This is a genomic window from Adhaeribacter pallidiroseus, assembly GCF_003340495.1.
Classification (GTDB): Bacteria; Bacteroidota; Bacteroidia; order Cytophagales; family Hymenobacteraceae; genus Adhaeribacter; species Adhaeribacter pallidiroseus.
In genome coordinates this window covers 2,145,532-2,170,516 of record NZ_QASA01000001.1, presented here as the reverse complement: position 1 = coordinate 2,170,516, position 24,985 = coordinate 2,145,532, and the positions used below count along the sequence as shown (strand labels likewise).

The following is a 24,985-nucleotide window of genomic DNA, read 5'->3' as shown; positions in this document are numbered from 1 at the left end:
GCTTTTAAAGCGTAATAAATTCCTGATCTTGTAAGCGGCGCTGTAACATGGCCCGCGCTTTACTCAATTGCGATTTAGAGGTTCCTTCGGAGATATTTAAAAGGTCCCCAATTTCTTTATGCGAATAACCCTCGATGGCGTACAAGTTAAAAACTGCTCGGTAACCCGCCGGTAATTCGTGCAATAGTCGTAGTAAATCTTCTATAGCTAAATCCTGCTCAGCATTGGCTTCGGTGGCAATATGTAACACGTCTTTTTCTATTGCTAAGTGCAAAGGCTCTTTCTTCCGTAAAAAGCCCAGCGCTTCGTTAACCATAATTCTTTTAATCCAACCTTCAAAACTACCTTTGTTCTCGAACTGCCCGATATGCTGAAACACTTTCACAAACCCCGTTAACATGACCTCTTCAGCATCCATCTGATTTTTAAGATAACGTAAGCAAATACCCAACATAAGTCCAGCGTATTTTTCATACAAGGCTTTATGCGCTTTGGCATCTCCCCGGTTTAAACCCTGTATAAGTTCCGCTTCGGTCACGTGGTTGATTAAAATTGTTTCAGACGGCAGTTATTAATGGCGTTTGCTTATTAGATGCAAGGGTGCAGCGGCAGGTTGCCTCTAAATTTAAAAATATTTAGGTATTGCCACAAAAAGTAAAGAAACAGCCGCTAGGTAAAACTTGATTGGCCTCCTTTTGCTCACTTGATTTTATTACTAAAAGGAAGTATGGCCTATTATTAACTTTTATAAGGTAGCGGAAACGCATCTAACTTTAATCGTCTAGGTCTTACCATAAAACAAAAATCCCGGCTACTTTCTGCAGCCGGGATTTTATAAAGATCTTCACCGAATAAGCTTTAAGAATAGGTTTAATTAAGAAATAAAGGCAATAATTTTAATATTCACCTACGGCCAGCATTACTAAGGTACAATGGTGCAAAGTATCAATGTTTTGCTCGGCCGCTCTTTTTTCCAGTTCCGGGTTTTCCGTGCCCGGATTAAAAATAATGCGGTTGGGCTTTAAACTTAAAATATAATCGTACCATGACGGTTGATTCTGGGGGCCAACGTATAAAGTAACGGTATCTACATTATCTACCGGAATTTTTTCCGTTTCGATTTTAATGCCGGCTACATCACCTTTTCGAATACCCACGGGTACTACTTCGTGCCCGTATTGTTTTAATTTATGCACCGCCCGGTAAGCAAAACGCGAAGGATTATCTGAGGCGCCTAATACAACTGTTTTTTTCATAATGGTAAAAAAATTAATGCGGTTTATACGGTTATAAACCAAGTTTGATAAAGTAAGTAAATTTAGCCTTTAAGAAAATTCCGCTGTTATATAATTCTTTTGCTACTTAGGTTGCGATTATAGCCCTTTTTTAAAGAATGAACAACGATTACGCCATTTCGTTTAACGAATTACTTTATTTTTAATTTTTAAAGCAATTTTCTCCGCACATCGTTCCCCATCCATAGCGGCCGATACAATACCACCGGCGTAACCGGCCCCTTCACCACACGGATATAAATTTGCCAGGTACAAGTGTTCCAAGGTTTCGCGATCACGAGGAATGCGTACCGGCGCCGACGTACGGCTTTCCACGCCAATAATCTGGGCCTCGTTACTTAAATAACCTTTCATTTTGCTGCCAAAATAAGTAAAACCTTCGCGCAAGCGGTAAGCAATGCCGGCGGGTAATATATCGTTCATATCCACGGAGCTTAAACCAGGTAGATAGGAGGTTTCTAATAGCTGGTTAGACACTTTGGATTGGGTAAAATCTTTTAATAATTGCGCCGGAGCCAGTTGGGTGCCACCAGCGGCCACGCAGGCTTTTTGCTCCAAGGCTTGCTGTAGCCGTAGGCCAGCCAAAGGTCCGTGGGTTTTTAAATCCATATCCTCAGTTTCAATGGCTACTACTATGCCGGAATTGGCAAACCGGGAGTCGCGGCGGCTCGGCGACATACCATTTACTACTACTTCGCCGGGAGCCGTAGCCGAGGGCACTATAAAGCCGCCCGGACACATGCAAAAAGAAAATATACCCCGTTGTTTTTGCTTATAGGTAACCTGGTGGACCAGCGCGTAGGAAGAAGCCGGTAAGTAAGGTCCCCGGTTTTCGCAGTGGTACTGGATTGAATCAATTAAGGATTGCTGGTGCTCAACCCGCACGCCCATGGCAAAAGGCTTTGCTTCGATGTAAATGTTTTTGGCCGCCAACAATTCGTAAATATCCCGGGCAGAATGTCCCGTGGCCAGGATCACACTTTCCCCGAGCAGTTCTTGTCCGGTATGCGTTACTACACCTTTCAAAGCATTTTGCTCAACCAGAAAATCGGTAACCCGGGTGTTGAATAAAATCTCGCCACCAGCCTGAAGGATTGATTCCCGCATGCTCGCGATAATAACGGGTAGTTTATTGGTACCAATGTGCGGATGCGCATCGAATAAAATATCGGTAGTGGCGCCGTGCTGCACCAGAATTTGCAGAATCCGGTTTACATCGCCCCGCTTTTTTGAGCGCGTATATAACTTACCATCGGAATAGGTACCAGCTCCGCCTTCCCCGAAGCAATAGTTAGAGTCCGGATTTACCGTGTGATCTTTGTTAATAGCCGCTAAGTCGCGACGGCGGGCACGCACATCTTTGCCGCGCTCCACTACCACCGGTTTCAAACCTAATTCAACGCAGCGCAAAGCCGCAAATAAACCGGCCGGTCCGGCCCCTACAATAATTACCACGGGCGCTTTTTCAACGCGGGCATACAAAAACGTGGGATTTAAAATGTCGGCCGGAGGCGATTGGAAATATACATCCGCCCGAACCCGCAACAAAACCTGTCTTCCGCGGGCATCTACGGATCTTTTAACTTTATGGATAAAGGAAATATCTTCGGGGAGCGCCCCGGCTTGCTTTACGATCGCCTGGTGCAACAACAAATCATCGTAGGCAACCTCCGGTGGAAGTACCAGTTCTAGTTCTTTTTTCATGATGGCCAGCCCGGTAGTTATCCTGGATTAAACACGTATAATTAAAAAAATAACAATTTATCTACCGGGCAAAGTTCGGCTTTTTCGATTATTGTGGAAGAGTAAATTTTAAAAAATACCTCCTTCCGGAAAAAATTTTACCGCATGCTGTGTTCATAATGGTTTCGCCAGTGATCTAATACTAGCCATTTAAATTTTAAGTTTACATTTTCACCGTACCGAGTTTTGAACTAGGCTACAAAATTCTGGTTATAGATTGAGCTAAACTGGGTCAAAATTACTTCCTATTGCATCTAATTTCGTTTAATTAAGTATGCTTGGCAGAAGTTAAAATAATCTGTATGGAGCGTATTTTATTTCGATCAATAACTTTATGGATTGTTTACTGATTAAATTTTTAAAATTTAAAACTAATTAGGAGAGGCTATACCTTAATAGTATAATCAAATGCGTTAAATATCCATGGAGTATTTTGTGAGCAAAAACTCGGTCGTGCGGAAGATTTGGGGCAGTAGTGATACGATCTTGTTTATTTTTGCCGGTGCTGCGGCAGAGTTTGCCTTGAACAAGGCCGTGGATTGGTTATATTTTACCGGTCGTTTACCCGCCGATCCCCTGGGCCGGCTTTTTTCGACGGTTGCCTACGCCCGCCAGATTGTATTTTCCGATAAGATGGGCGCTTACCAGGCCATTGACCGGATGGCAGCCATCCATGCTGCAGTAGAAAACAACCGGGGTTCAAAAATTCCGGATTGGGCTTACCGCGATGTTTTGTTTATGCTTATTGATTATTCCATCCGGGCTTATGAATTAATGTACCACCCGTTAACCGAAGCGGAAAAAACCGAAGTATGTCAGGTATTTTTACAAGTTGGACAAAGAATGGGCCTCCGCGGGTTACCCGATCATTACCCAAGCTGGTTACTGCTTCGGGAACAATACCTGGCCGAAAATTTAAAAAAAAGCAATTATACCCTTGATTTATACCGGCAGTACCGCAAACATCTGGGGTTATTCCGCTATTTTTTGTTAAAGCAAGGTCAACTACTAATTGTGCCCAAGCGGGTAAAAAATCAATTGCAATTGGGTTGGGTGGCTTTTCTGAAACCGGTTGTTGGAGTATACAAGTTTAGCCGACTAGTAAAATTAGATTGGCTTTTAAAAGTTAGTATATTGCCTGCCGCCTACAAAGCGCAGATTAAAGATTTAGATAAAGTGCCGGCATACCCGAAAAACTTCTGATTACGGGTACAATTCATTCGTATATTCCCGAGTAAGTAATTATTTAAAAAAGTAAGTTTACCTATATTTTTTAAAAACAATTTTAGTACTATTCACCCCATGAACAAACGGTTATTAATTATTCTTTTAGTTTTAGTTGGCATTGCGGCTTGGTTTTTAGTGCGCCCGAAAGAAACCGCTTTAGAACCAGATACCTCTACCCCGGTGCAAACAAGTGCTCCGCTGGTGGCGGCTAATGATTTGCCTAATTTACCTTTGTTAAAACCTGACCAAACCAGAATTTCGACCAAGGATTTAAAAGGAAAAACTATAATTATTTTTTTTGAGCCGGATTGTGAACATTGTCAACGGGAGGCGAACGAGATGCAGGGCCATTTACCCGCTTTTGCGAATTATAACGTGTACTTTGTATCGCCAGCCCCCATGGATCAGATGCAGCAGTTCTTTATGAAATACAACTTATCCGGGCCAAATATTTCTTTTGCCCAAACACCCAACAGTAGTTTACTGCAAGAATTCGGACCAATTCCGGCACCTTCGGTTTTTATTTATTCCGAAAAAGGGAAACTGGTAAAAGCATTTAAAGGAGAAACGCCCATGGCCAATATTCTGCCTTTGCTCTAAACTATTTTGAATTAAATTTAAAAAAAAGTAGTAACCGCCACGGAAAGAATTGCTTGAAGAAGCAACCATAAGGCTTCAGTTTTTCTAATAAATAGGTCTGATTTTTATTAGGAAACTGCTCGACTAGCTGGTTCAAACTTTAAAAGTAAGAAGCAGTTTGGTTTAGAAAACACCTAAGTTTAAGCAAAGCTTGGAGGTAAATTTTAATGATAGGTTGCTGCCAATCTACTCAGCGGAATAGTTCACTTTAAATTTGTAAATGTAACGGAATGGTGCTTAAATCTTTTTCTTCGTCTACGTCGGTGAGTTGGGGGAGGAGCGCCACCGATTGACCATTGGCTTTTACATTATTTAAAGTATCTGGCAGCACCGAATCGGTGCTCCAGTTTTTGCCGGTAAACAAGGAAGGATGCAGTTCTTTCATTCCCAATAAATAGTAACCACCATCCTCCGCCGGACCAATAACCACATCGTTTCGTTCCAACTTTTCAAAGGCCTGCAAAAGAATATCTTCGGTTAATTCGTAGCAATCGCTGCCGATAATACACACCTCTCTAAAACCATCGGCAAAGGCTTGTGCAAAAGCTTGTTGCATGCGTTCGCCCAGATCCTGTCCGCTTTGGATGTGCTTATTGTAATAAGGAGGTTTAAAAAGATCCTCGGAGGTATAGTCGGAGTAATACACCACCTTGGTAACCGGTAAAGCTACGGTTACTTCAAAGGTCCGTTTCAGAAGTATTTGGTAGATCTCGTAAGCTTTATCGGGACCAATGGTAGCTGCCAAACGCGTTTTAACCTTACCCAGCACCGCATTTTTTACAAATATCAGCAGTAGTTTTTTATTCATAAACTTTTGTGGCTTTTGTTAACCATTGCCCCCAATACCGGTTATAAGCGTGCACACTATCGGTTGGTACGTTTTGGTGATGATACACGGCAAATCCTTTATTTTTCCATTCAAAAATCCCCCCGTACAGATTTCGCACGTTTTTAAACCCGGCTTGTTGCAATTTTTCACCAACCCGTTCGCTGCGCACCCCAACGGAACAGTAAACCACGATCGGCGTTTTCTTGGCCATATCTTTTAGCTGTTCCACCGCGAAGGAATTGTAATCGATAAACCTGGCCTGCGGCAAATGACTCACGGCAAATTCCGCCGGAGAGCGGGTATCCAGCAGCACAATACCTTCATTTTGCTGTAAGTCCCGGGCTAAATCTTTTGCAAGAATAAGGGGTACGGTATTGCGGTATAATAAACGAAATTGCTGGTCGAAAGCTTTTTGGCCGCAGCCCGGAAAGGCAAACCCCAACAGCAAGGATACCAATAAGGTACTTTTTTTCATGTTACGCAGTAGCTCCTCCGCAACTGGAACCAGCCCCGGCGGTACATCCGTAGCAATGTTGGTTCACGATAATAGACCGGTTATTTAAAGTATTTACATCAAACTGACTAATGTGCTGGGTACCGGGCGCCTCCACTTTTAAATCCAGCATCTGGTTAAAATCGCAATCGTATAAATAACCATCCCAACCAACGGATAGGGTGTTGCGACACATGGCATTGGCGGCGGCGGTTGGATTGTAAGCATTCACCAGTTTTTCCATGTAGCCGTCGTAATTTTCACTCTGGATGAGATAATCGAGAAACCGGCTAATGGGCAAATTGGTGATGGCAAATAAATTGTTAAAATCAATGTTGTAAACCGTTTTCAGCTTTTTTTTAAATTCTGTTTCTAAAGCCGACTGGTTCCCGGGTAAAAATGCACCGGAGGGATTATACACCAGATCTACTACTAAATCGCTGCCGGGTTGACCGTAGCCCACGGCATTTAGCAGTTGAAGCGCTTTGATAGAATCTTCGAAAACCCCGTCTCCGCGTTGCGCGTTGGTGCGGGCCGCCGTAAAATAAGGCAACGACGATACTACATGCACCCGGTGTTTTTGGTAAAACGTGGGTAAATGGTGGTACTTTTTATTAGCCAATATTATGGTGAGGTTGCAACGCACCATAACTTTTTTGCCCAACTGGCTAAGTTGCTCCACGAGCCAGCAAAAATCGGGGTTCATTTCGGGCGCTCCGCCAGTTAAATCTACGGTAGTGATATCTGAGCCGGCTAAGGCGGTCAGGCATTCTTCCATGGTGGCACGGGTCATAATTTCCCGGCGATCCGGACCGGCATCCACGTGGCAGTGCTTACACACCTGGTTGCACATTTTGCCCAGATTCATTTGGAAAATACTGATCCCGGTAGGTTTGAAAGGCAATAAACCGGATTGATTTAATTTATGCGCAAAAGCAGGGAACTGCATTCCCTGCTGCGTTGATTGGTTTAACACTTGTAACTGAATAAACGAATCGGCTAATTGGTGTTCCTGCCTTTTTAAGGTTTTCATGATTACATGGTCAGTTCTTTCACTTTGTTCATCATTTGCACGCCGTGTACCAACAAGGCTCCGCCTTTAATGGCCGCTGCCACGTGGATGGCTTCCATCATTTGCCCTTCGGTAGCCCCTTTTTCCAGAGAGTCTACGGAGTAAGCATCAATGCAATAAGGGCATTGTACGGTATGCGCCACGGCTAAAGCAATTAAAGATTTCTCGCGTTCGGTTAATTCCCCTTCTTTAAATACTTCGCCGTAATAACTGAAAAATTTGGCTGCCAGTTCCGGCTGAAATTCGCTGATATTACCAAACTTTTTTAGATCATCGGGATTATAATACGATTTGCTCATGGTTTTAATTTTTAATTTTTTTAAATTTTTTATAAAAACGGAGGGTTGCGCCTTTTCAACAAACATTAATTTGCTTATTAAATACTTACAGGATTTTAACTACTGCTTACAGGATTTTAACTACAACCTTTTGTCATAAACAACATAGCAACTGATAGCCTTGTAAATGGTTTTACAAAGACCGTTAAGTTGATGCAAAAATGTTTATCGTATGTAGATAAAAGCAGGTGTACTTCTAAGATGGAAGTACGGGTGGACCGCGAAAGAATAAAGCAGAAGCAAATAATCTATTAACGCGTAAGATGATATGATTTACTCGGGAAGCCTGTGTAATTAAAATATTAGCCAAAAACGCCATAATGGCAAAAGGCAATTGTTTCGTAGCAAAAGTCGCAAATACCTCCTGACAAGAATCTAAATCACAGTAAACTTTAGGTAGAAGTAATGTTTTAAAACCAGCGCACCAGGTTTGTAAGTCGGCCAGAACCGTAGCCTTTTGCCAGCTTATTTCGGTAAAGCCGGGTTTGTGTTGAAATAAAGTTTGATCTAAACCTAGTAAATAAACCCCACCATCTTGGGCCGGGCCAAAAATTGCTTGATTGTTCTGCAAATTTAGAGCAGCTTGCTGGATGTCCCCGGCTTTTAACTGCACACAATCGTTACCGATAGCAATTACTTTAGCATAGCCCCGCGCAAATAAAGCAGCAAAAGCGCTGTGTAATCTCTCACCGAAGGTAGCGCCCTGCTGGCTTGTAGAATCCACCACAAAAAAAGGCAATCCGGTTTGCTGACCCAGCGAGCGGGCATGCTGCACCAGCAATTGAAATAACTGTTTTTGTTGCTTTACTTTCCCGTTTTTTAAAATCCTTTTATGCGCCACTTCCTCCTGCGGCGTGCGGGTAAAAAGAATTAACGCGGTATTTAAAGGAGTGGACAGCAAGTAAGAAGAAAAAATTTAAAAAATTTTATTTTAACAGGTTGTATATTCTAAAGCTATACGCAAAAAATTACACTCCAGATGGCATTGGTATTTCATTTACCGGTAAATTTCTTCAATTGCGCCTTACGAGCAGAATTTTTAAATTTTAGATGATTTTATCAGTCCAGAGTATTTTGTGCTTAACTACAAATTAATTCAACATCTAAATCTTACTGGAATTTATCCTTCAATATAGCAATTTCCACGGGCGGCGAAATACGTTCGTATAGAATATTGTAAGCCGCGGCAGTAATGGGCATTTTTACCCGCAGTTTTTTATTTAATTCATGAATAATTTTTACCGCGTAATACCCTTCGGCAATCATATTCATTTCGAATTGCGCCGACTTAACCGAATAACCTCTCCCGACCATGTTGCCGAAAGTGCGGTTACGGCTAAATTGAGAATAAGCGGTTACCAGTAAATCGCCGAGGTAAGCCGAGCCGCTTAAATTACGCGGCCGGGGGTAGATGGCTTGCAGGAAAGCTTCTATTTCGAGCATGGCATTAGAAACCATTACCGCCTGAAAGTTATCGCCGTAGTTTAAACCATGGGCAATGCCGCAAGCCAACGCAATAATGTTTTTCATAACGGCGCAGTATTCAATCCCGTAAATATCATCCAACGGAGATGCCCGAACGTAGCGGTTGCGAAGAAGAACACAAAAGCGTTCGGCCAGTTGCAAATCTAAAGACCCAATGCTGAGGTATGATTGTTTTTCCAGGGCTACTTCTTCGGCGTGGCACGGCCCGGCAATAACGCATTGCTGCTGCATCAGTACGCCAAATGTAGCTTGCATGTATTCGGTTACCAGGCAGTTTTTCACCGGGATCATGCCTTTAATCGCCGACACCACGTATTTACCGGTAAAAATAGTCGGAGGTAAATTCGCCAATACCGATTCGATGAAAGCCGCTGGTACGGCCAGAATAACCCAGGTAGCTTGTTGTATCACCTGCGGCAAATTCGTGGAAGGTTGTACGTAGCTCAGGTTTAAGGTTACCCCACTTAAATACCGGTCGTTGTGCTGGTATTTTAATACGTGGTCTACATCGGCTTCTTTCCGAAACCACCAACTTACCGAAAATTTATTTTCAGAGATTATTTTTACTAATGCCGTGGCCCAACTACCGCCGCCTATTACTGCTACGCTTTCCAAAATAAGAAGTATTAAATAGAAAATTGCTGGATAAATAAACTACTAAATAGTTGTTCGTTTTTAGTTGTTCGTTGTTCGATCGTTAAGAAATTAATCATCAAGTACTTAAACTTTGGTTTTTATCAACTTAATTTTGGCCAAGTACTTACAATCAAGTTCCTTTCGGGCTTAAAATTTAAAAAAAGCCAGGTTTCCTTTTGCTTAAGCACAAAGAAATACCTGGCTTTTTAAATAAAATCTGATTAATCAGCAGAACAAATTACGAATTACCTTCTTTTTCGTCGCCGCCGGCTTTATTCAACGACTTTTCATCTTTTACGATAATGGCGGTACCGGTCTTTAATTGTTTAGTTACCGCCCGGAAAGGTCCCGAAATAACTTCCTGACCGGGTTTTAAGCCGCTGGTAATTTCGATATTATCAAAATCGCTGATGCCCGTTTTTACTTCTATCATTTTGGCTTTGCCGTTTTCCTGCACAAATATTACTTCTTTTAAATTATCCGCGGGCGCCGGCTTGGCGGCGGCATTGGAATTGTTGGCGTTATCCTGGTTTTCCGGCTGGTTATTGTTGTTTCCCGAAGGATTAGCTTCGTCGCCGTTTTCGGTGCGGGTAGTAACCGCCGCCAGGGGAACGGCTAAAACATTATCTTTTTGCTCCGTTATAATATCTACCGAGGCCGTCATGCCCGGTCTAAAAGGGGTAGTGTTCTTCTTTTTTAAATTATTGTACGAATCACTGAGTAACCGGATCCGTACCTCAAATTCGGTAACGGCTTCCAGGGTAGTGGCATCTTTGGCGGTATTGGCAATGGCGGTAACCACCCCCCGGAACTTGGTATCGTCGTTGGAGTAAGAATCTACTTCCACAATGGCCGAGTCGCCGAGGCCAACCCGGATAATATCGTTCTCGTTTACATTTACCCGCACTTCCATGGAATTTAAATTGGCAATCCGGAGCATTTCGGTACCGGCCATTTGCGACGTTCCCACTACGCGTTCCCCACGCTCAACACTTAATTTAGAGATAGTGCCGCTTACCGGGGCATAAATAGTGGTTTTGCGTAAGTTCTCGTTGGCATCGTTTAAACTGGCTTGGGCGCTTTTTAAGCTAAATTCCGAAGCACGTACCCGCTGGCGGGCCGATTCAATTTCCTGAATACTGGCTTCATACTGGGCTTTGCTTTGATCAAATTCGGATTGGGAAATTACTTTTTGCTTAAACAGCTCGGTGTTACGCTGGTGCGTTAACCGAATGTTGGAACTGCTGGCAATTAACTGCGATAATTGAGCTTTGGCCTGAGCCATGTTCGCGCGCTCTGTATCCACGCGGGCCCGCTGGGCCTGTACCAAGGATTCGTAATTATCGGCGCGGATTTTTAAAAGCAGCTGCCCTTTAACTACCGAGTCGCCTTCTTTCACGTGCAGTTCGGTAATTTCCCCGGAAACGTCAGGGCTTATTTTTACTTCAACTTCGGGCTGCACCTTACCGGAAGCACTTACTTTTTCGACGATTTTAGCTTGTTTGGCTTTGGCCACCATTACTTCCACACCGTTCGGTTTACCAATCCAGCCTTGTTTCTTAGCTACGGCTAAGCCAGCAATTAATACCAGTGCCAAAGCTCCTAATATGTATAATAAGCGATTTGAATTTCTTTTGGCCATTTACGTGCGTATTTATATCAGCTAGAAAGTTATTTTTTTACCTTGATAAAAGTCTAATACTTTTAATCGAAATGTGTATTCATATTTAGCCTGAATCAGATCCAGTTGCGCCCGGGTAAAGTTATTGCGAGCCACGTTATAATCCGTGGAGTTCAGTACCCCGTTGTTAAACCGGATTTCGGCATTGCGGAAAGTTAACTGAAAAGATTCTAATTGTTTTTTCATCGCACTAAATCGCTTCTGGGCGGCTACCGCATCGGCGTACGATTGCTGAATCGTTTGCCGTAATTGGTTGCGCGTAATTTCGGTGTTCAGAACCGCATTTTTGTGATTAATTTTAGATCGCAATACCCCGTTGCGGGCACTGAATCCATTGAACACGGGTATGCTTAAATTTAAAAAAACGCCGATCCCCCGGTTATCCTGCAACTGGGTAAAGTATGTGTAATCTTCCGTAACGGGCTGTCTTCTGGTAATAGCCGTTTTAACCGGATACTTTTCACCCCCGTCCACATAACCAATCGTTTGAATAGTGGTTACTTCGGGGCCTGGGTCAACTACCCGATCAGTTAAGAGGTTAAAATGCGCTGTATTAAAGTTTGCGCCTAAAGATAACTGAGGCATTAAAGCACCCTGCGACACACGAATGCCGACCAAAGCACTTTTAGCCCGTAGATCAGCGGCTTTAATTTCGGGCATGCGTTGCTGGGCCACATCAAACACATTATCAGCATCAAAAGCTATTACATCTTCATCCGGATCTTTAATATCGGGCTTTACCACTTTAAAATCCGGCAGGTTTTGCAAATCCAATAATTGCATCAAATTAACTGCCGCAATATCGCGCCGGTTCTGGGCATTTATAATGCTCACTTCATCGGTGGCAATTTGGGAATTTATTTCGAACACGTTGTTTTCGGCTACGCTACCCGCTTGAAAAAGCTTCTGGGTTCGCGCTGCCTGGTCTTTGGAACTGGCTAATTGTAGTTTAGCCGCTTCCAGTAATTCATCACTTAAAATAATTTCTAAATATTGCGATACAATGTTGAGTAAAACATCGTTCTGGGTCTTTTCTAAATCCGAGAGCGAAGCTTGGTAATTGAGATAAGTTTGTTTAATGGAATTGTGCAGTTGAAAACCATTAAATATGGGCACATTGGCATTTAACTGAATATTATTAGTGCGGGTATTACTGTTAACCAGAACTCCGGTAGTGGGGTCGTTATTTAAACCAGAATTAAAACTATACGATGTACTCGCATTAACACTGGGTAATACGTTATTACGCGCTTGTTTCGCGTTTATAAAAGCCAGTTCACGGTTTAAGCCGGATTGTTTCAGGAGTAAATTGTTTTGCAAGCCGTATTCTACGCATTCCTGTAAAGTCCAGGTGGTTTTTTGGGGTTTATTTTGATCCTGCGTTTGCGCCTGCGCCGGGGAATATGCCAACAGCCCAGCACAGAGCATGGCGGCTAATAGTATTTTTTTGGATTGATCTACCATTCTTAAACGATATTTGGGATGTAAGTTAAGTATTAATCCAACTAAGTTGGTTTCTATATTGTAGCGTAATAAACTTAAGATCACTATTTGCCTGACTTATATCCGAAAGCAAATCATTCCCTGTGCCAGGCCCCACGTTCCGGGTAGCCTAATTATACCTAGCAACAAACCGAGCGGTGAAAGTTAGCCGAACTATTTTCACCTGGTTTTCACTACCGTACTTTCTTTTAACTGGTTAGTAACTTGGTTACTTTCTTTTCTAAATTTTCGGAGCCCCGGATAGTAGCCTTCCTTTTTACCCAACCACTCAGTTATATGCACCCTATAATGGCAAAGGTAAAAGAAACTTTTAATTAACTTTTATCGGTGGTAACCCGCCCTAAGTCAAAATTATTGTCTGGGTCTGAGTCTTACCTTTTACGAATCCATGCCGGAAATTTAAAAAATACGCTTCATCTTAAGAGCGATCTTAATATTCGGAAACCAGACCTGACTAATTTTCATAAACCAACCGTAGAACATCTAAGAAAATAACTTCTGGTCAGATTAAAAATACTGTTTTTAGCAGGTATCAAACAATAACTTTGTAATGGCTTTTGCTGCGTCAAATTTAAGTATAACTGGCAATTAAGAAAGATTTACCAGTTTTTATTTACTTCTGTAGCAAATACCGGCACCGCTATTTATCCGTTTGAGTTAAAATGAATTAAAGCTTGGTAAACTGTTTCCAGAACCAGGCCCATTTTGGTTAGGTTTAAAGTTTCCAACGTATCGGTTGGTAAATGGTAATGGGGATTGCGGTAAAAGGACGTATCCGTGATCATAAAAGCCGAATAGCCCATCCGCCAGTAATTTAAATGGTCCGAAAAGTCCATTCCCGGAATTTTAGCCGGACCTTTAAATTTCTTTACGGGTAGTAAGGCTTGCTGCTTTACGTGCCGGTAAAACTGCCGCGCGAACGTGCCCGCCTGCCATTTTTGGACCACGGTTATAAAATTGCCCTTGGAACCATAAACAAGTTTCAACGGCTTTAAAGGGTATTGCTGACTGTGTTTTTGGTCGGAAAAGTAGCCAATCATTTCCAGACTAATCATGCCCAGAACAGGTATTTGCTGTTTTTTTAAAAATTGCGCGTGCACAAAGCTACCCATGTGTTCGGTCCGGAAAAAAGGCGGTTCCTCCAAAGTAAAAGCAACCAAATCAACCCGGTAATTTAGTTCTTCCTGCGCCAACAAGTGGCTTAACTCCAGCAATCCCGCCACTCCGCTGGCGTTATCGTCGGCTCCGGGTTGATCCTGGCACACATCGTAGTGCGCTCCAATGATAATACGCGGTTTATCTTCCGGCCCGAAAGAACATATTATGTTGCGGTACTCCTGGTTATTTACCCGGTATACTTGTTCGGTTACCCGGCTAGAGTTTTTTAAAAATTCACTCCGCAGGTAATCGGCAACCTGGTTTAAACTGGCCAAATGCTGGTACTGGCGAGCTTGCGGTGTTTCGGTAATTTTCAACAAATAGGAACGTAAACGCAGGGTATCTACCTGGCTGGCAAAACTTGCCTGACTGAAGAAAAGTAGCAAGCAAAATAAAAGAAAAAAAGCAGAGGAAGGGCGCATGTTGTTCATTCAACGCTCACTACAGGTTACGCAGGTACAAAAGCAGATGCAAATATTTTTGGAAAGGTTGCCTGCTGGTATTACCAGATTTAAATTTTTGCCTTAAGTTTACGAATTCACAATTTCCTGTTTTTTCATGAGTATCTATTTTGAACCAAAAGTGTTGGAGCAGCTTAAAAAATTAGAAGAAAAATACGCTGCTTTGGGTCAGGATTTAGCCGCTTACCTGGAAGGTTTATACCACTCCGACTTTCTGAATTACTGGGATTACATTCATCTGGATACTTTACTCAGTTTGCAAACCCCCCGGACTACCATACCGGACGAAAAGATATTTATTCTTTATCACCAGATTACCGAGCTTTACTTTAAGTTGTGCTTAAACGAATACGAACAAATTGGCAACCTGCCGGCGGATGCCTTGCCGGAATTAATTCTACGATTGAAGCGGATTAACCGGTATTTTGAAAATCTGATTGATTCTTTTGATGTAATGGTAGACGGTATGGACCCGCAGCAATTTTTACAGTTCCGGATGGCCTTGATGCCCGCGAGTGGTTTTCAATCGGTACAGTTCCGGATGATAGAGATTTGCTCCACGGATTTGCAAAACTTAATGGATAAAGAAAAACGCAAAGCTTTGGGCCTAACCGCCGGGCACGACGAAATGATGGGCTGTATCTACTGGAAAGAAGGGGCCACCGAGGTAGGTTCCAGTACCAAAACCCTAACGTTGTTGCAGTTTGAAGCCAAATACACCGAAACGCTTTTAAAACTAGCCGTCGATTACAAAAATAAAAACGTGTGGGCGGTGGTTAAAAGATTGCCGGAACTAGATCAACAAAACCCCAAACTTCTACGCCAGCTGAAGGAACTCGACAGCAATGTAAATGTTAACTGGCCTTTAATGCATTATAAATCGGCGGTGCGGTATTTACAAAGCGATAAAGGCAGTTTAGCCGCTACCGGAGGAACTAACTGGCAGCAATACTTACCTCCTAAATTTCAAAAACGCATCTTTTTCCCCGAAATCTGGAGCGATCAGGAAATTGCGGATTGGGGTAAAGGATGGGTTGATAAAGTTTTAAGTGAATTGTAGTTAAATACAACAAAATATTGTAATAAATTGAATTTAAGCAAATTAACCTAATATACTTAATTTATTCATTTAAGCAACACCAGCGAATACTTATAATATTTACCTTAAAAATAATGCTTCGTCCTATTTCAAAGAGAAGGTAAATTACGCTTTGTAAATTCATTATCGGGCAAATAGGATCTTTAAGATAAACCAATAATGGGCCTCCGTTTGCCAGAAATTTAATTTTTGCTAAAACAAGTGCGGTAAAAATCAGTTTTTACTACATCTAGCATTCCTTCGGATTACTTAACTTTTCAGACCTTGGTGATGGCTCTATCTTAATTTTTAATTTTTATGTTTGTTTAGCCGCTAAGCGCATGTTATTTAAAATTTTGTTTATTCTTTTAATTACCGTAGTAACGTTTGGTAATTGTTCTAGCGATAATAAAAACTACCCTTCGCAAAACCACTCATCAACACCCGCTGTAAAACCTGTTTCGCACCAGTTATTTAGTAATATCCTGCACAAGTACGTTACCCCGAACGGACAAGTAAACTACCGCGGCTTGTTATTGGATACCTTAGCCTTAAACCAATATTTACAGCTTTTATCGCGTAACCCGCCCGCAAATACCTGGAGTACGCCCGAAAAATTGGCTTATTGGCTAAATGCTTATAATGCTTTTACCCTGCAACTGGTGCTTCGTCATTATCCCGTGAAAAGCATTAAAGATATTGGAAGTAAAATACATATTCCGTTTGTGAATACCTGTTGGGATATTTCCTTTATTCCGATCGGTGCTAAACGATTATCCTTGAACGAGATAGAGCACCAAATTTTAAGAAAAACATTTAAAGAACCGCGCATTCATTTTGCCATTGTTTGTGCGTCAGTGTCCTGCCCTAAGTTACGCAACGAAGCTTATTCCGCAGCTAATCTCCATCAACAACTCGAAGATCAGGCCCGCACCTTTATTAATGATCCCAGCCGTAACCAGATCCGACCACATAAGATCAAAATTTCTAAAATATTCAGCTGGTTTACCGCTGATTTTACACACAATGGCCCTTTAATCCAATACTTAAATCGTTATTCTACAGTTCAAATAAAGGCTAATGCCCAAGTAAGCAACTTAGATTATAACTGGCGGTTAAACGAAATAAATAATTAGGTTTTTGGACCATGGCTTTAGCGCGTGGGTTTATTTGCATTTAATCGGAAGTTTTAATACAAAATGCTAAACTATTAACAGCCATCTTGTTACATAATTTTTTTAAATTTTTTCTTTAGATCAACCATGGATACCTATTTAGATATTACCCGAGACGTTTACCGGCAAGCTGCCTTAACCCCGGAAGTAGGATTGTGCTGTACCACGTCGCCGGTTTGGCAATTACCCGGCTTGCAGATTCCGAAGCGAATGCTGGAGATGAATTATGGTTGTGGAAGTACAGTACATCCCCGCGATTTAATTAATAATCCCAAAGTTTTGTACGTTGGGGTAGGCGGAGGTATGGAATTACTGCAATTCGCTTATTTCAGCCGGCAACCCGCGGGCGTTTTGGGGGTGGATGTCGTTGATGAAATGCTTCAGGCTAGTCGGGAGAACATGCTGGAGGCGGAGCAGAGCAACTCCTGGTTTCAATCAGATTTTGTGGAGCTGGTTAAAGGCGATGCGCTGCATTTACCGGTTGCCGCCAATTCCATAGACGTAGCTGCCCAGAATTGCTTATTCAATATTTTTAAAGCCGATGATTTAAAGCAAGCTCTACAGGAAACGTACCGAGTATTAAAGCCCCATGGTCGCCTGGTTCTTTCCGACCCGGTTTGCGAAACCACCATGCCCGCCAGCCTGCAACAAGACGAAAAATTGCGGGCATTGTGTTTAAGCGGCGCTTTACCGTTGCAGCAATATTTAGACGTAATAACCAGTGTGGGATTTGGAACGGTAGAAGTTCGCGCAAAACGACCTTACCGCATACTGGCGCCGGAACATTACGCTACTCCCGAATTAATTTACATCGAAAGTGTAGAAGTATGCGCTATTAAAGACCCCATGCCCCATGACGGCCCTTGCATCTTCACCGGAAAAACAGCCATTTACTTTGGCTCTGAATCTTATTTTGATGATCAGAAAGGCCATCTGTTATATGCGAATCAACCATTAGCCGTATGCGATAAAACCGCCGCTGCCCTGGCCAATCTTGATCGAAAAGACATTTACATATCCGGTTCCACTTACTTTTACGATGGCGGTGGTTGCTGCTAATTTTTAGTTGAAAGGTTGAAAAGTTTGAAAGTTATAAGGTTGGAAGGTTTAAAAGTTGTAAAGTTGAAAGGTTGAGATATTAAGGAGTTTTAAACCATCCCATTAATTCCATATTTCATCCTTTTGACCTTCTACCTTTTCTACTTTCTTATTAAATAACCTTTTAACCTTCTAACCTTTCAACTTTCTAACCTTTTAACCTTCCACTACTGCGACCATTCGGTCGGTTCGCGGTCCCAGCGGTGTCGTTTTAAGGCTTGGAGTAATTCAGGCGGCAAACCTTGTCCATCGCTGGCTTTTAGGTTAGCTTCGGCGTGGTTTACTTTGCGCATGCCCGGTATAACGGTTCCTACCTGCGGGTTACTTAAAATAAAACGCAAAGCCATTTCGGGCAAAGTCATACCGGCAGGGAGCAGAGGCTTTAAAGCATCGGCGTGGTCAACGCTGGAAATTAAGTTTTCCGGAACAAAGTACGTACTCCGCCAATCATCGGCAGGGAAGGTGGTTTCTTTGGTGAAAGTGCCCGTTAATGTACCTTCGTCGAACGGAACCCGCGCAATAATACCCACATCTAGTTTTTCGCAGAGCGGAAATAGCTGGTCCTCCGGAGCCTGGTCGAATATATTGTAGATTACTTGCACCGCTTCGATTAAACCGGTATGCAATGTATCCAATACATTGTTGGGCTCCCAGCGATTCACGCTAACTCCCATGGCCTGGATTTTGCCGGCTTTTTTTAAATCTTCTACTGCCCGCTGCCATTGCTCATCTTGCGCCCAGGCATCTTCCCACACGTGAAACTGCTGCAGATCAATCGTTTCCACGTTTAGGTTTTTTAAACTTTTTTCGGTGTATTCCACAATGTGATCATAGGGAAAACAATCTTCTAATTTAGAAGCCCGATTCGAAGGCCATTGAAAGTTTTTAGGCGGAATTTTAGTAGCCAAGTACAGTTTTTTACCGGCATGCCGTTTTTGTAATTCACCCAATATTTGTTCGCTGCGACCTGCGCCGTATCCCCAGGCGGTATCAAAAAAATTGCAACCGCGCTCCACGGACAAGTCCAGCGATTTATTTGATTCCTCATCATCGGAACCGGTCCAGCCGGCCAATCCCCACATGCCGTAACCAATTTCACTTACTTGCCAGCCCGTGCGGCCAAATCGTCTGTATTCCATAGTTATATGCTTATTTATAGGTTTTAGGTTTAAAATATATTTTGTTTGTTGGTTTAATTGGCTTGACCTTTAAAAATTTAAAAATCTTGCAAAGCCGTATATAACCGGTGTACGGGTAAACCCATTACATTGTAGAAAGAGCCTTCTAATCTTTGAATGGCCACCATCCCGATCCAATCCTGCGCCCCGTAGGCGCCGGCTTTATCGTACGGTTTGTATTTATGAATGTACCCGGTTATTTCCTGGTTCGTTAAATTTTTAAAAAACACCCGGGTAACATCATGAAAAACTACTTTTTTACTCCGCGAAAGTAAGCAAACGCCCGTATAAACTTCGTGCATTCGGCCCGAAAGAGCTTGCAGCATGGCTTGGGCTTCGGCAAAATCAACGGGTTTGTTCAACACCTGATCATCCAGACAAACAATGGTATCGGCCGTGATCAGCAATTCTTCGGCTTGCAATTCATCCAGGTACGCCGCCGCTTTTTTACCGGCCAGGTATTCCGCTACGGCTGCTTTTTTCAGATGATCCGGAAAATCTTCCGGTACTTCTTTCACCCGGACTGTAAAGGGAAGTCCCATCATGGTTAGCAGTTCGTGCCGACGTGGCGAATTAGAAGCAAGTAATATTTTCGAGGTAAAATTCATTTTGCTTTATCGAACTAAAAACCAATCCCGAAATTACTTTTGGATAAAAAAATGTAGATTTTTGGGGCATAAGGGCACCGCTGTAGCAAACCGTTTTCACCTGCTCCATGGATACGCCATTGGTAATAAAAGCCACCTCTGCTTCTTGGTGATCTACCCGGGCCAGGCACTCGGCAAAGCTGCGAATATATTGAATCTGGTCGGAGTTCCGTTGCGCTTCCTGGCTTATCCCTAATATTTTTTCCAGCACAAAGTAGTGCAGCACCGTTAAATCCAGGTCTTTTACCTCATCCGGAATTTCCCAGGCCATTTGGTGGTGCACCTCGGGCTTTAAACGAATTTTATAAGGTACGCCGCGCAAATACAAACCAAAAGCCCATTTTTTACCCACAATAATTTCGTTTAAATCATACGGATCAGTTAAGGCCGTTATAGTGAAGTAAGTTTCTATTTTTTTTAAAAATTCCGCATTCGTCAGCGGCAAACGCAGTAAAAGCCGATGCGTAGGCAATATCCGTAAGTCGTGGGCTTCGGTATTAGTCAGGTAAATAAAATGATAATTGTACGCTTCTTTACCGGTATGGTACGGGTTAGCGGCCGTCTGTCTTTTCCGGAATTGCAAGGAGCCTTCGTACCGGTGGTGGCCATCGGCGAGCAATATTTGTTTAGGCTGCAAAACTTTCATGAATTCGCGGACAACGGCTACATCCTGAATCACGGCTACAACATCGCGCACTCCCTGGTAATCTTCCGATTCGTGCAAGGGCGCCTGAATGCTTTCGTCCATGTATTTTTCCAGAATAAAATTTGGATCGGTATACAAACCGTGGGTGGGGCTTACCTGCATGTGGGTAGCGGCCAGTAATTCTGTGCGGTCGTTTACCGAGGCTGGTATGGTATTTTCGTGGCGCAGCAAAACCTTATCGGCCCAATCGTAAGTCCAGATGTGGCACATAAAACCTTTGCGGCAATATTCCTGCTCCGAACCCGGAAGCCGGAAATATTGATAATACACGTAAATACCGGGTAAGTAATCCTGTTTTAATATTCCTTCGGTTTTCCAGGTTTGTAAACGTATGGCCGCTTCTTGGGCGGGGTTTTCTCCTGGGGGTACAGATAAATGGATGCTGTTGTACGGATTTTGGTATAAGGCTTCGCGCTGTTTAATGGATACTACATCAAACAAAGGAGAAGTTAAATCCTGAATATTTTTGCTTAGCTCCTGGTTATAACGCCAGCCACGTAAAGGAATAATTTCGGCCAAAGTAAAATGCTTATATAGTAAAATTTTAAAAACTGCGTAGTTATGGAGCCAACCGGCCAATTTGCCAATCGGCACTATTGTCGTTTTTGGAATACACAATCCGGTCGTGTAGCCGGTTGGGTCTTCCTTGCCAGAATTCTATTAAATCAGGCTGCACCAAATACCCGCCCCAATGTTCGGGTCGGGGTATATTGGCTAAACCAGCGAACTTACGTTCGTATTCCTGATTTGCCGCTTCCAGTTGTTCGCGGTTGGTTACGGGTTTGCTTTGGGGCGAAGCCCAGGCCCCAATCTGGCTGCCCAGAGGGCGACTGCCAAAATACTGATCTGACTCAAGGGAGCTCGCCTTGGTAACCAAACCTTCTACCCGGATTTGCCGCTCCAGTTCGGGCCAGAAAAACGTAAGCGCCACCGCCGGGTTCCGGGCCATGTCCTGGCCTTTATGGCTTAAATAATTGGTAAAAAACATAAATCCTTGATCCGTTACCCCCTTTAATAGTACCACCCTGGCCGACGGAACTCCTTCCGGGTCGGCGGTGGCCAGCACCATAGCGGTAGGCTCCGGGAGGTTGGCCTGAATGGCTTCCTGCAACCAGGTATTAAATTGCTGTAAGGGGTCCGGCGAAACCAAACTTTCGTGTAATTCCTGGCGCGCATAATTTTTCCGGATGTCCGCCAGATTTAAGCTAGTACTCATATAATTAAAAAATAATATTTGCCATTACCTAAATACTAAATTTTAGGCGGTATGTCGTATATGCCGTTATAATTTTGTAATTTGCTTGCTAAAATCTCGATTCTTTCCGTAAATACTTTTATTATTTACCGGAATAAAGAGAGAACTTTTCAAATCTCAGAAATAAAATTTATAAAGTAGATTATTTTTTAAAATACTACTACTATTAACCCCGGAATAACGTAAAGCAAACTGGTATTTATAACCTTTTGTTTAATTTATTACGAAGCATATTATTCTTATGGCGAAAGTTAAAAGCGGCAGTATTCTCATCTCTGAGCCTTTTCTGGGGGATCCGAATTTTGAACGTACTGTTGTATTAGTTTGTAAACACGACAACGAAGGTTCGTTTGGCTTGGTCTTAAACCGAAAAGCTAATTTAAAATTAAGTGATGTTCCGGAATTGGGAGACATAAACTTTGATATGGAATTGCACCTAGGTGGCCCTATGGAGCACAATACTTTGCATTACATTCATCAGTTAGCAATTCTGGACGAGTCTATTGTGCTGGGGCCTAATGTATTTTGGGGAGGCGACTTTGAGCAGCTAAAAGATTTGCTAAATTCCGGCAAAATTGATCAGGATGATATCCGCTTTTTTCTGGGGTATTCCGGCTGGTCGGCCGCGCAATTGGAAGACGAAATAAAAAATAATGTTTGGATTGTAAACAATACCGTTACCGATAACTTATTTCACTTAAATGTAGATTCGCTCTGGCGCGATATACTCAAACAAATGGGAGGTAAATACAAGATTTTATCGAATTATCCCATCGACCCAAGTTTAAATTAATACAACCCGGCTTTGTAAATAAGCAAATGCATCATGTTAGATAACGAAAAAAATAGTCCGTCCGATAACGAGAATTCTGCTAACACCCGCTCCGATGAAAATCAGCTGCAGAAAGTGTTGGAAAAAAGATTGGCCGAAATAAATGCCCGGAACGCAGAAGGAACGCAAGCCATGGGAAGCAATCCGAATCCGGGTTTAGCCGATGCGCTGGTGGTGCCCCAGGACGAACTTTCCGCTGGTTCTACTGCTTCCACTACGGATTCTTCTTCCGAGAATACGGCAGAGACTCTGGTACCGGCAACACCCCAAGTACCTGCTTCAGAAACACCTGTTCCCGCCGAATTGCCGCAAGGCACGGTAACAACTGATTTGCCGCCTATTGAAAGTAGCGTGGTAAATCAGGCCGATGAAGTTTCGGGGTTTGAAGGCGATTTAACCAGTAACCAAGATATTGCCCCGGATGAGCCTATGTCCGAAACTATTTCGGATGCAACGGAGCCCGATTATGCAGCAGGTACGCCAACCACACCGGCTCAACCCGACACGATAAATAATCCGGAAGGCAATAGTCCGGCAGCTCCCGAAATGAGTACTGCTGGTATCATCCCGGATCAGACCGAGCCGGTTAACAAACCCGCTATTCCCGCCAATCCGGAAGCAGCCACCAGTGAACCAACCACTCTGGAACAGCACGATGATGCCGCAGCGGATGATTATATTCCTGAGATAGATTACAGCACTTTAGCAGCTCCGGAACTGAAGAAGCAAATTTTAAAGGCTTACAAAACTTCGGATCCGCGAAAGAATGCCCGGCAGATTTTTGAATTGTACCGGCAGTACGAACTGCGGCTCGCGGCCGAAAAACACGATGCTTTAGAAGCATTCATTGCAGGAGGAGGCGATTCCGAAGATTTTGAATTTCATAATAGTCCGGAAAATATTGAAATTGAAAAAGGGTTTCAACAATTTCGGGATAACCGTACCCGCGAGCTGAAGAAGGAAGAAGAGCAGAAAGAAAAAAACCTGAAGCGGAAAAACGAACTGCTCGAACAACTACGGGCCTTGGTGGAAGCCGCCGAAACTAAAAATAGCGCTGATAAGTTAAAAGCCATTCAAAGCGAATGGAAAGCAATTGGCGCCGTACCAACCTCCGATACTCAGCAGTTGTGGAATTCGTACCATGCTCTGTTAGATAAATTTTACAACAACCGCAGCATTTTCTTTGAATTAAAAGAACTCGACCGTAAGAAAAATTTGCAGCAAAAAATTCAACTGGTTGAACGAGCGGAAAGTTTACTGCAAAATCCATCTATAAATGCTTCATTGCAGGAGCTGCGCCATTTGCACGAAGAATGGAAAAACGTAGGACCAGTGCCGAATGAGTCGCGCGATGCTATTTGGGAACGTTTTATCCAGGCTTCTGAAAAAATTCACGAGCGTAAAAAAGAATACCTAAATGTCCGGAAGTCGCAGGAACAGGAAAATTTGCAACGAAAGTTAAATGTACTGGAAATTATTTCGCCTTTCCAATCATTTAACTCCGATCGCATTAACGATTGGCGCGATAAAACAGACGAAATTCAAAAAATTAAAGAACAGTGGGATGCTATTGGTTTGGTGCCCAAAGAAAATGCTGACGAAGTAAATAAACGTTTCTGGAGCAGTTATAAAGCTTTTTACCAACACAAAAATGCGTTTTTTAAGCAGCTAGATGAGCAAAAAATGCAGAATCTGCGGCATAAAACCGAGCTCTGCGAACAAGCCGAAGCCCTGAAGGACAGCACCGATTGGGAAGAAACCAAAGAACGGCTGATTCAATTACAAAAAAAATGGAAAACCATTGGCCGGGTACCCGACAAATACTCCGACAAAATCTGGAATCGTTTCCGGGCAGCCTGCAACGAGTTTTTCGACCGCAAACAAAATCAACAAACCCAGAAGGAGGCTGAGCAGGAGCGGGCTGCTACCGAAAAAATGGCTTTTTACGATAAATTAGCGAGCCGCTTGACCCACTCCGCAACTACCATTGGTTCCCTGGAAGAGTTTAATACGTTGCTAAGCGAATGGCGTAATTTTGATGATAAGGATCAACGGTCCAATGCAAAACTGGAGGAACGTTTCTTTGATTTACTGCAAAAGTATTTAGATACCGTGCCGGATATTACTTATGAGAAAAAGAACGAACTGGTTTTTCAGTTACAGCTCGATCGTTTGCGGCAGCATCCGGATGCAAATCATAAGATCTACCAGAAAGAACAAAACATTCGAAAGGAAATTAGTAACCTGGAGAACGATATTAGTACCTTACGCACCAACATCGAGTTCTTTGCCCGCTCTAAAAACGCCGAAAGATTACGCGAAGAATACCAGCAACGGATAGAAGAAGCCAATAACCGCATGAATATTTTAAAAAAACAGCTGAAAGCTATCCGTTCTTAATAAATATTCTTTTTGATAATCAGAGATTTAATAAAAAATGGCGGAATACGAGAAAC

23 protein-coding genes are annotated in these 24,985 nt (G+C 42.8%); 7 read left to right on the top strand and 16 right to left on the bottom strand.

Annotated elements, in window-relative coordinates; all coding sequences use genetic code 11:
* Window positions 1-4 precede the first annotated feature (4 nt).
* The 3 genes from AHMF7616_RS08565 to AHMF7616_RS08555 form a co-directional block, all read right to left on the bottom strand.
* Window positions 5-538 carry an RNA polymerase sigma factor gene (locus AHMF7616_RS08565; RefSeq protein WP_115372510.1) on the bottom strand — a complete coding sequence of 178 codons (534 nt, stop codon included), beginning with the start codon at window positions 536-538 and terminating at the stop codon, window positions 5-7.
* 358 nt (window positions 539-896) lie between these two features.
* Window positions 897-1,256, bottom strand: a complete 360-nt coding sequence (locus AHMF7616_RS08560; RefSeq protein ID WP_115375513.1) for a CoA-binding protein — start codon at window positions 1,254-1,256, stop codon at window positions 897-899.
* Between the two features lie 162 nt (window positions 1,257-1,418).
* The gene (locus tag AHMF7616_RS08555) at window positions 1,419-2,999 is read right to left on the bottom strand and encodes an NAD(P)/FAD-dependent oxidoreductase (protein WP_115372509.1); all 1,581 of its coding nucleotides are present in this window, start codon (window positions 2,997-2,999) and stop codon (window positions 1,419-1,421) included.
* Window positions 3,000-3,461: 462 nt separating this feature from the next.
* Here AHMF7616_RS08555 and AHMF7616_RS08550 point away from each other — a divergent pair, with 462 nt between their 5' ends.
* Complete coding sequence (locus AHMF7616_RS08550) at window positions 3,462-4,241, top strand: oxygenase MpaB family protein (RefSeq protein ID WP_115372508.1); 780 nt, start codon at window positions 3,462-3,464, stop codon at window positions 4,239-4,241.
* Between the two features lie 99 nt (window positions 4,242-4,340).
* Window positions 4,341-4,865 (top strand): peroxiredoxin family protein, encoded by a 525-nt coding sequence (locus tag AHMF7616_RS08545; protein ID WP_115372507.1) that lies wholly within the window; start codon window positions 4,341-4,343, stop codon window positions 4,863-4,865.
* Window positions 4,866-5,112: 247 nt separating this feature from the next.
* Here the strand turns inward: AHMF7616_RS08545 and AHMF7616_RS08540 are convergent, their stop codons facing one another.
* The 9 genes from AHMF7616_RS08540 to AHMF7616_RS08500 all read right to left on the bottom strand — a co-directional run bounded on the left by AHMF7616_RS08540 (window position 5,113) and on the right by AHMF7616_RS08500 (window position 14,521).
* Window positions 5,113-5,712: a TIGR04282 family arsenosugar biosynthesis glycosyltransferase gene (locus tag AHMF7616_RS08540; RefSeq protein ID WP_115372506.1), complete on the bottom strand. Its 600-nt coding sequence runs from the start codon at window positions 5,710-5,712 to the stop codon at window positions 5,113-5,115.
* The gene (locus AHMF7616_RS08535) at window positions 5,705-6,208 is read right to left on the bottom strand and encodes a rhodanese-like domain-containing protein (protein WP_115372505.1); all 504 of its coding nucleotides are present in this window, start codon (window positions 6,206-6,208) and stop codon (window positions 5,705-5,707) included. Before AHMF7616_RS08535 ends, AHMF7616_RS08540 begins: the two co-directional genes overlap by 8 nt.
* A gap of 1 nt (window position 6,209) precedes the next feature.
* Window positions 6,210-7,259, bottom strand: coding sequence for an arsenosugar biosynthesis radical SAM (seleno)protein ArsS (gene arsS, locus AHMF7616_RS08530; RefSeq protein ID WP_115372504.1), 1,050 nt, complete (start codon window positions 7,257-7,259; stop codon window positions 6,210-6,212).
* Window positions 7,260-7,261: 2 nt separating this feature from the next.
* The gene (locus AHMF7616_RS08525) at window positions 7,262-7,597 is read right to left on the bottom strand and encodes an arsenosugar biosynthesis-associated peroxidase-like protein (RefSeq protein WP_115375512.1); all 336 of its coding nucleotides are present in this window, start codon (window positions 7,595-7,597) and stop codon (window positions 7,262-7,264) included.
* 235 nt (window positions 7,598-7,832) lie between these two features.
* On the bottom strand, window positions 7,833-8,537 hold the full coding sequence (locus AHMF7616_RS08520) for a TIGR04282 family arsenosugar biosynthesis glycosyltransferase (protein WP_158546122.1): 705 nt from the start codon (window positions 8,535-8,537) through the stop codon (window positions 7,833-7,835).
* Between the two features lie 209 nt (window positions 8,538-8,746).
* On the bottom strand, window positions 8,747-9,736 hold the full coding sequence (locus AHMF7616_RS08515; protein ID WP_115372502.1) for an NAD(P)H-dependent glycerol-3-phosphate dehydrogenase: 990 nt from the start codon (window positions 9,734-9,736) through the stop codon (window positions 8,747-8,749).
* A 259-nt stretch (window positions 9,737-9,995) separates the two neighbouring features.
* The gene (locus AHMF7616_RS08510) at window positions 9,996-11,399 is read right to left on the bottom strand and encodes an efflux RND transporter periplasmic adaptor subunit (RefSeq protein WP_115372501.1); all 1,404 of its coding nucleotides are present in this window, start codon (window positions 11,397-11,399) and stop codon (window positions 9,996-9,998) included.
* Window positions 11,400-11,420: 21 nt separating this feature from the next.
* Complete coding sequence (locus tag AHMF7616_RS08505; RefSeq protein WP_115372500.1) at window positions 11,421-12,902, bottom strand: TolC family protein; 1,482 nt, start codon at window positions 12,900-12,902, stop codon at window positions 11,421-11,423.
* A gap of 683 nt (window positions 12,903-13,585) precedes the next feature.
* On the bottom strand, window positions 13,586-14,521 hold the full coding sequence (locus AHMF7616_RS08500) for a M28 family peptidase (protein WP_233507413.1): 936 nt from the start codon (window positions 14,519-14,521) through the stop codon (window positions 13,586-13,588).
* Between the two features lie 136 nt (window positions 14,522-14,657).
* Here AHMF7616_RS08500 and AHMF7616_RS08495 point away from each other — a divergent pair, with 136 nt between their 5' ends.
* From AHMF7616_RS08495 to arsM, 3 genes are all read left to right on the top strand, one after another.
* The gene (locus AHMF7616_RS08495) at window positions 14,658-15,620 is read left to right on the top strand and encodes a tryptophan 2,3-dioxygenase family protein (protein WP_115372498.1); all 963 of its coding nucleotides are present in this window, start codon (window positions 14,658-14,660) and stop codon (window positions 15,618-15,620) included.
* Window positions 15,621-15,979: 359 nt separating this feature from the next.
* Window positions 15,980-16,774, top strand: coding sequence for a DUF547 domain-containing protein (locus AHMF7616_RS08490; protein ID WP_115372497.1), 795 nt, complete (start codon window positions 15,980-15,982; stop codon window positions 16,772-16,774).
* Between the two features lie 126 nt (window positions 16,775-16,900).
* Window positions 16,901-17,872, top strand: a complete 972-nt coding sequence (gene arsM / locus AHMF7616_RS08485) for an arsenosugar biosynthesis arsenite methyltransferase ArsM (RefSeq protein WP_115372496.1) — start codon at window positions 16,901-16,903, stop codon at window positions 17,870-17,872.
* A 206-nt stretch (window positions 17,873-18,078) separates the two neighbouring features.
* Here arsM and AHMF7616_RS08480 read toward each other — a convergent pair whose 3' ends face one another.
* From AHMF7616_RS08480 to pdxH, 4 genes are all read right to left on the bottom strand, one after another.
* Window positions 18,079-19,050, bottom strand: a complete 972-nt coding sequence (locus AHMF7616_RS08480; RefSeq protein ID WP_115372495.1) for an aldo/keto reductase — start codon at window positions 19,048-19,050, stop codon at window positions 18,079-18,081.
* A 77-nt stretch (window positions 19,051-19,127) separates the two neighbouring features.
* Window positions 19,128-19,697, bottom strand: coding sequence for a Maf family nucleotide pyrophosphatase (locus tag AHMF7616_RS08475; RefSeq protein ID WP_115372494.1), 570 nt, complete (start codon window positions 19,695-19,697; stop codon window positions 19,128-19,130).
* The gene (locus AHMF7616_RS08470) at window positions 19,663-20,961 is read right to left on the bottom strand and encodes a DUF1015 domain-containing protein (protein ID WP_115372493.1); all 1,299 of its coding nucleotides are present in this window, start codon (window positions 20,959-20,961) and stop codon (window positions 19,663-19,665) included. Before AHMF7616_RS08470 ends, AHMF7616_RS08475 begins: the two co-directional genes overlap by 35 nt.
* 40 nt (window positions 20,962-21,001) lie before the next feature.
* Window positions 21,002-21,658: a pyridoxamine 5'-phosphate oxidase gene (gene pdxH, locus AHMF7616_RS08465; RefSeq protein WP_115372492.1), complete on the bottom strand. Its 657-nt coding sequence runs from the start codon at window positions 21,656-21,658 to the stop codon at window positions 21,002-21,004.
* Between the two features lie 280 nt (window positions 21,659-21,938).
* Here pdxH and AHMF7616_RS08460 point away from each other — a divergent pair, with 280 nt between their 5' ends.
* On the top strand, window positions 21,939-22,490 hold the full coding sequence (locus tag AHMF7616_RS08460; protein WP_199474159.1) for a YqgE/AlgH family protein: 552 nt from the start codon (window positions 21,939-21,941) through the stop codon (window positions 22,488-22,490).
* Window positions 22,491-22,523: 33 nt separating this feature from the next.
* On the top strand, window positions 22,524-24,929 hold the full coding sequence (locus AHMF7616_RS08455) for a DUF349 domain-containing protein (protein WP_115372490.1): 2,406 nt from the start codon (window positions 22,524-22,526) through the stop codon (window positions 24,927-24,929).
* Window positions 24,930-24,985 lie beyond the last annotated feature (56 nt).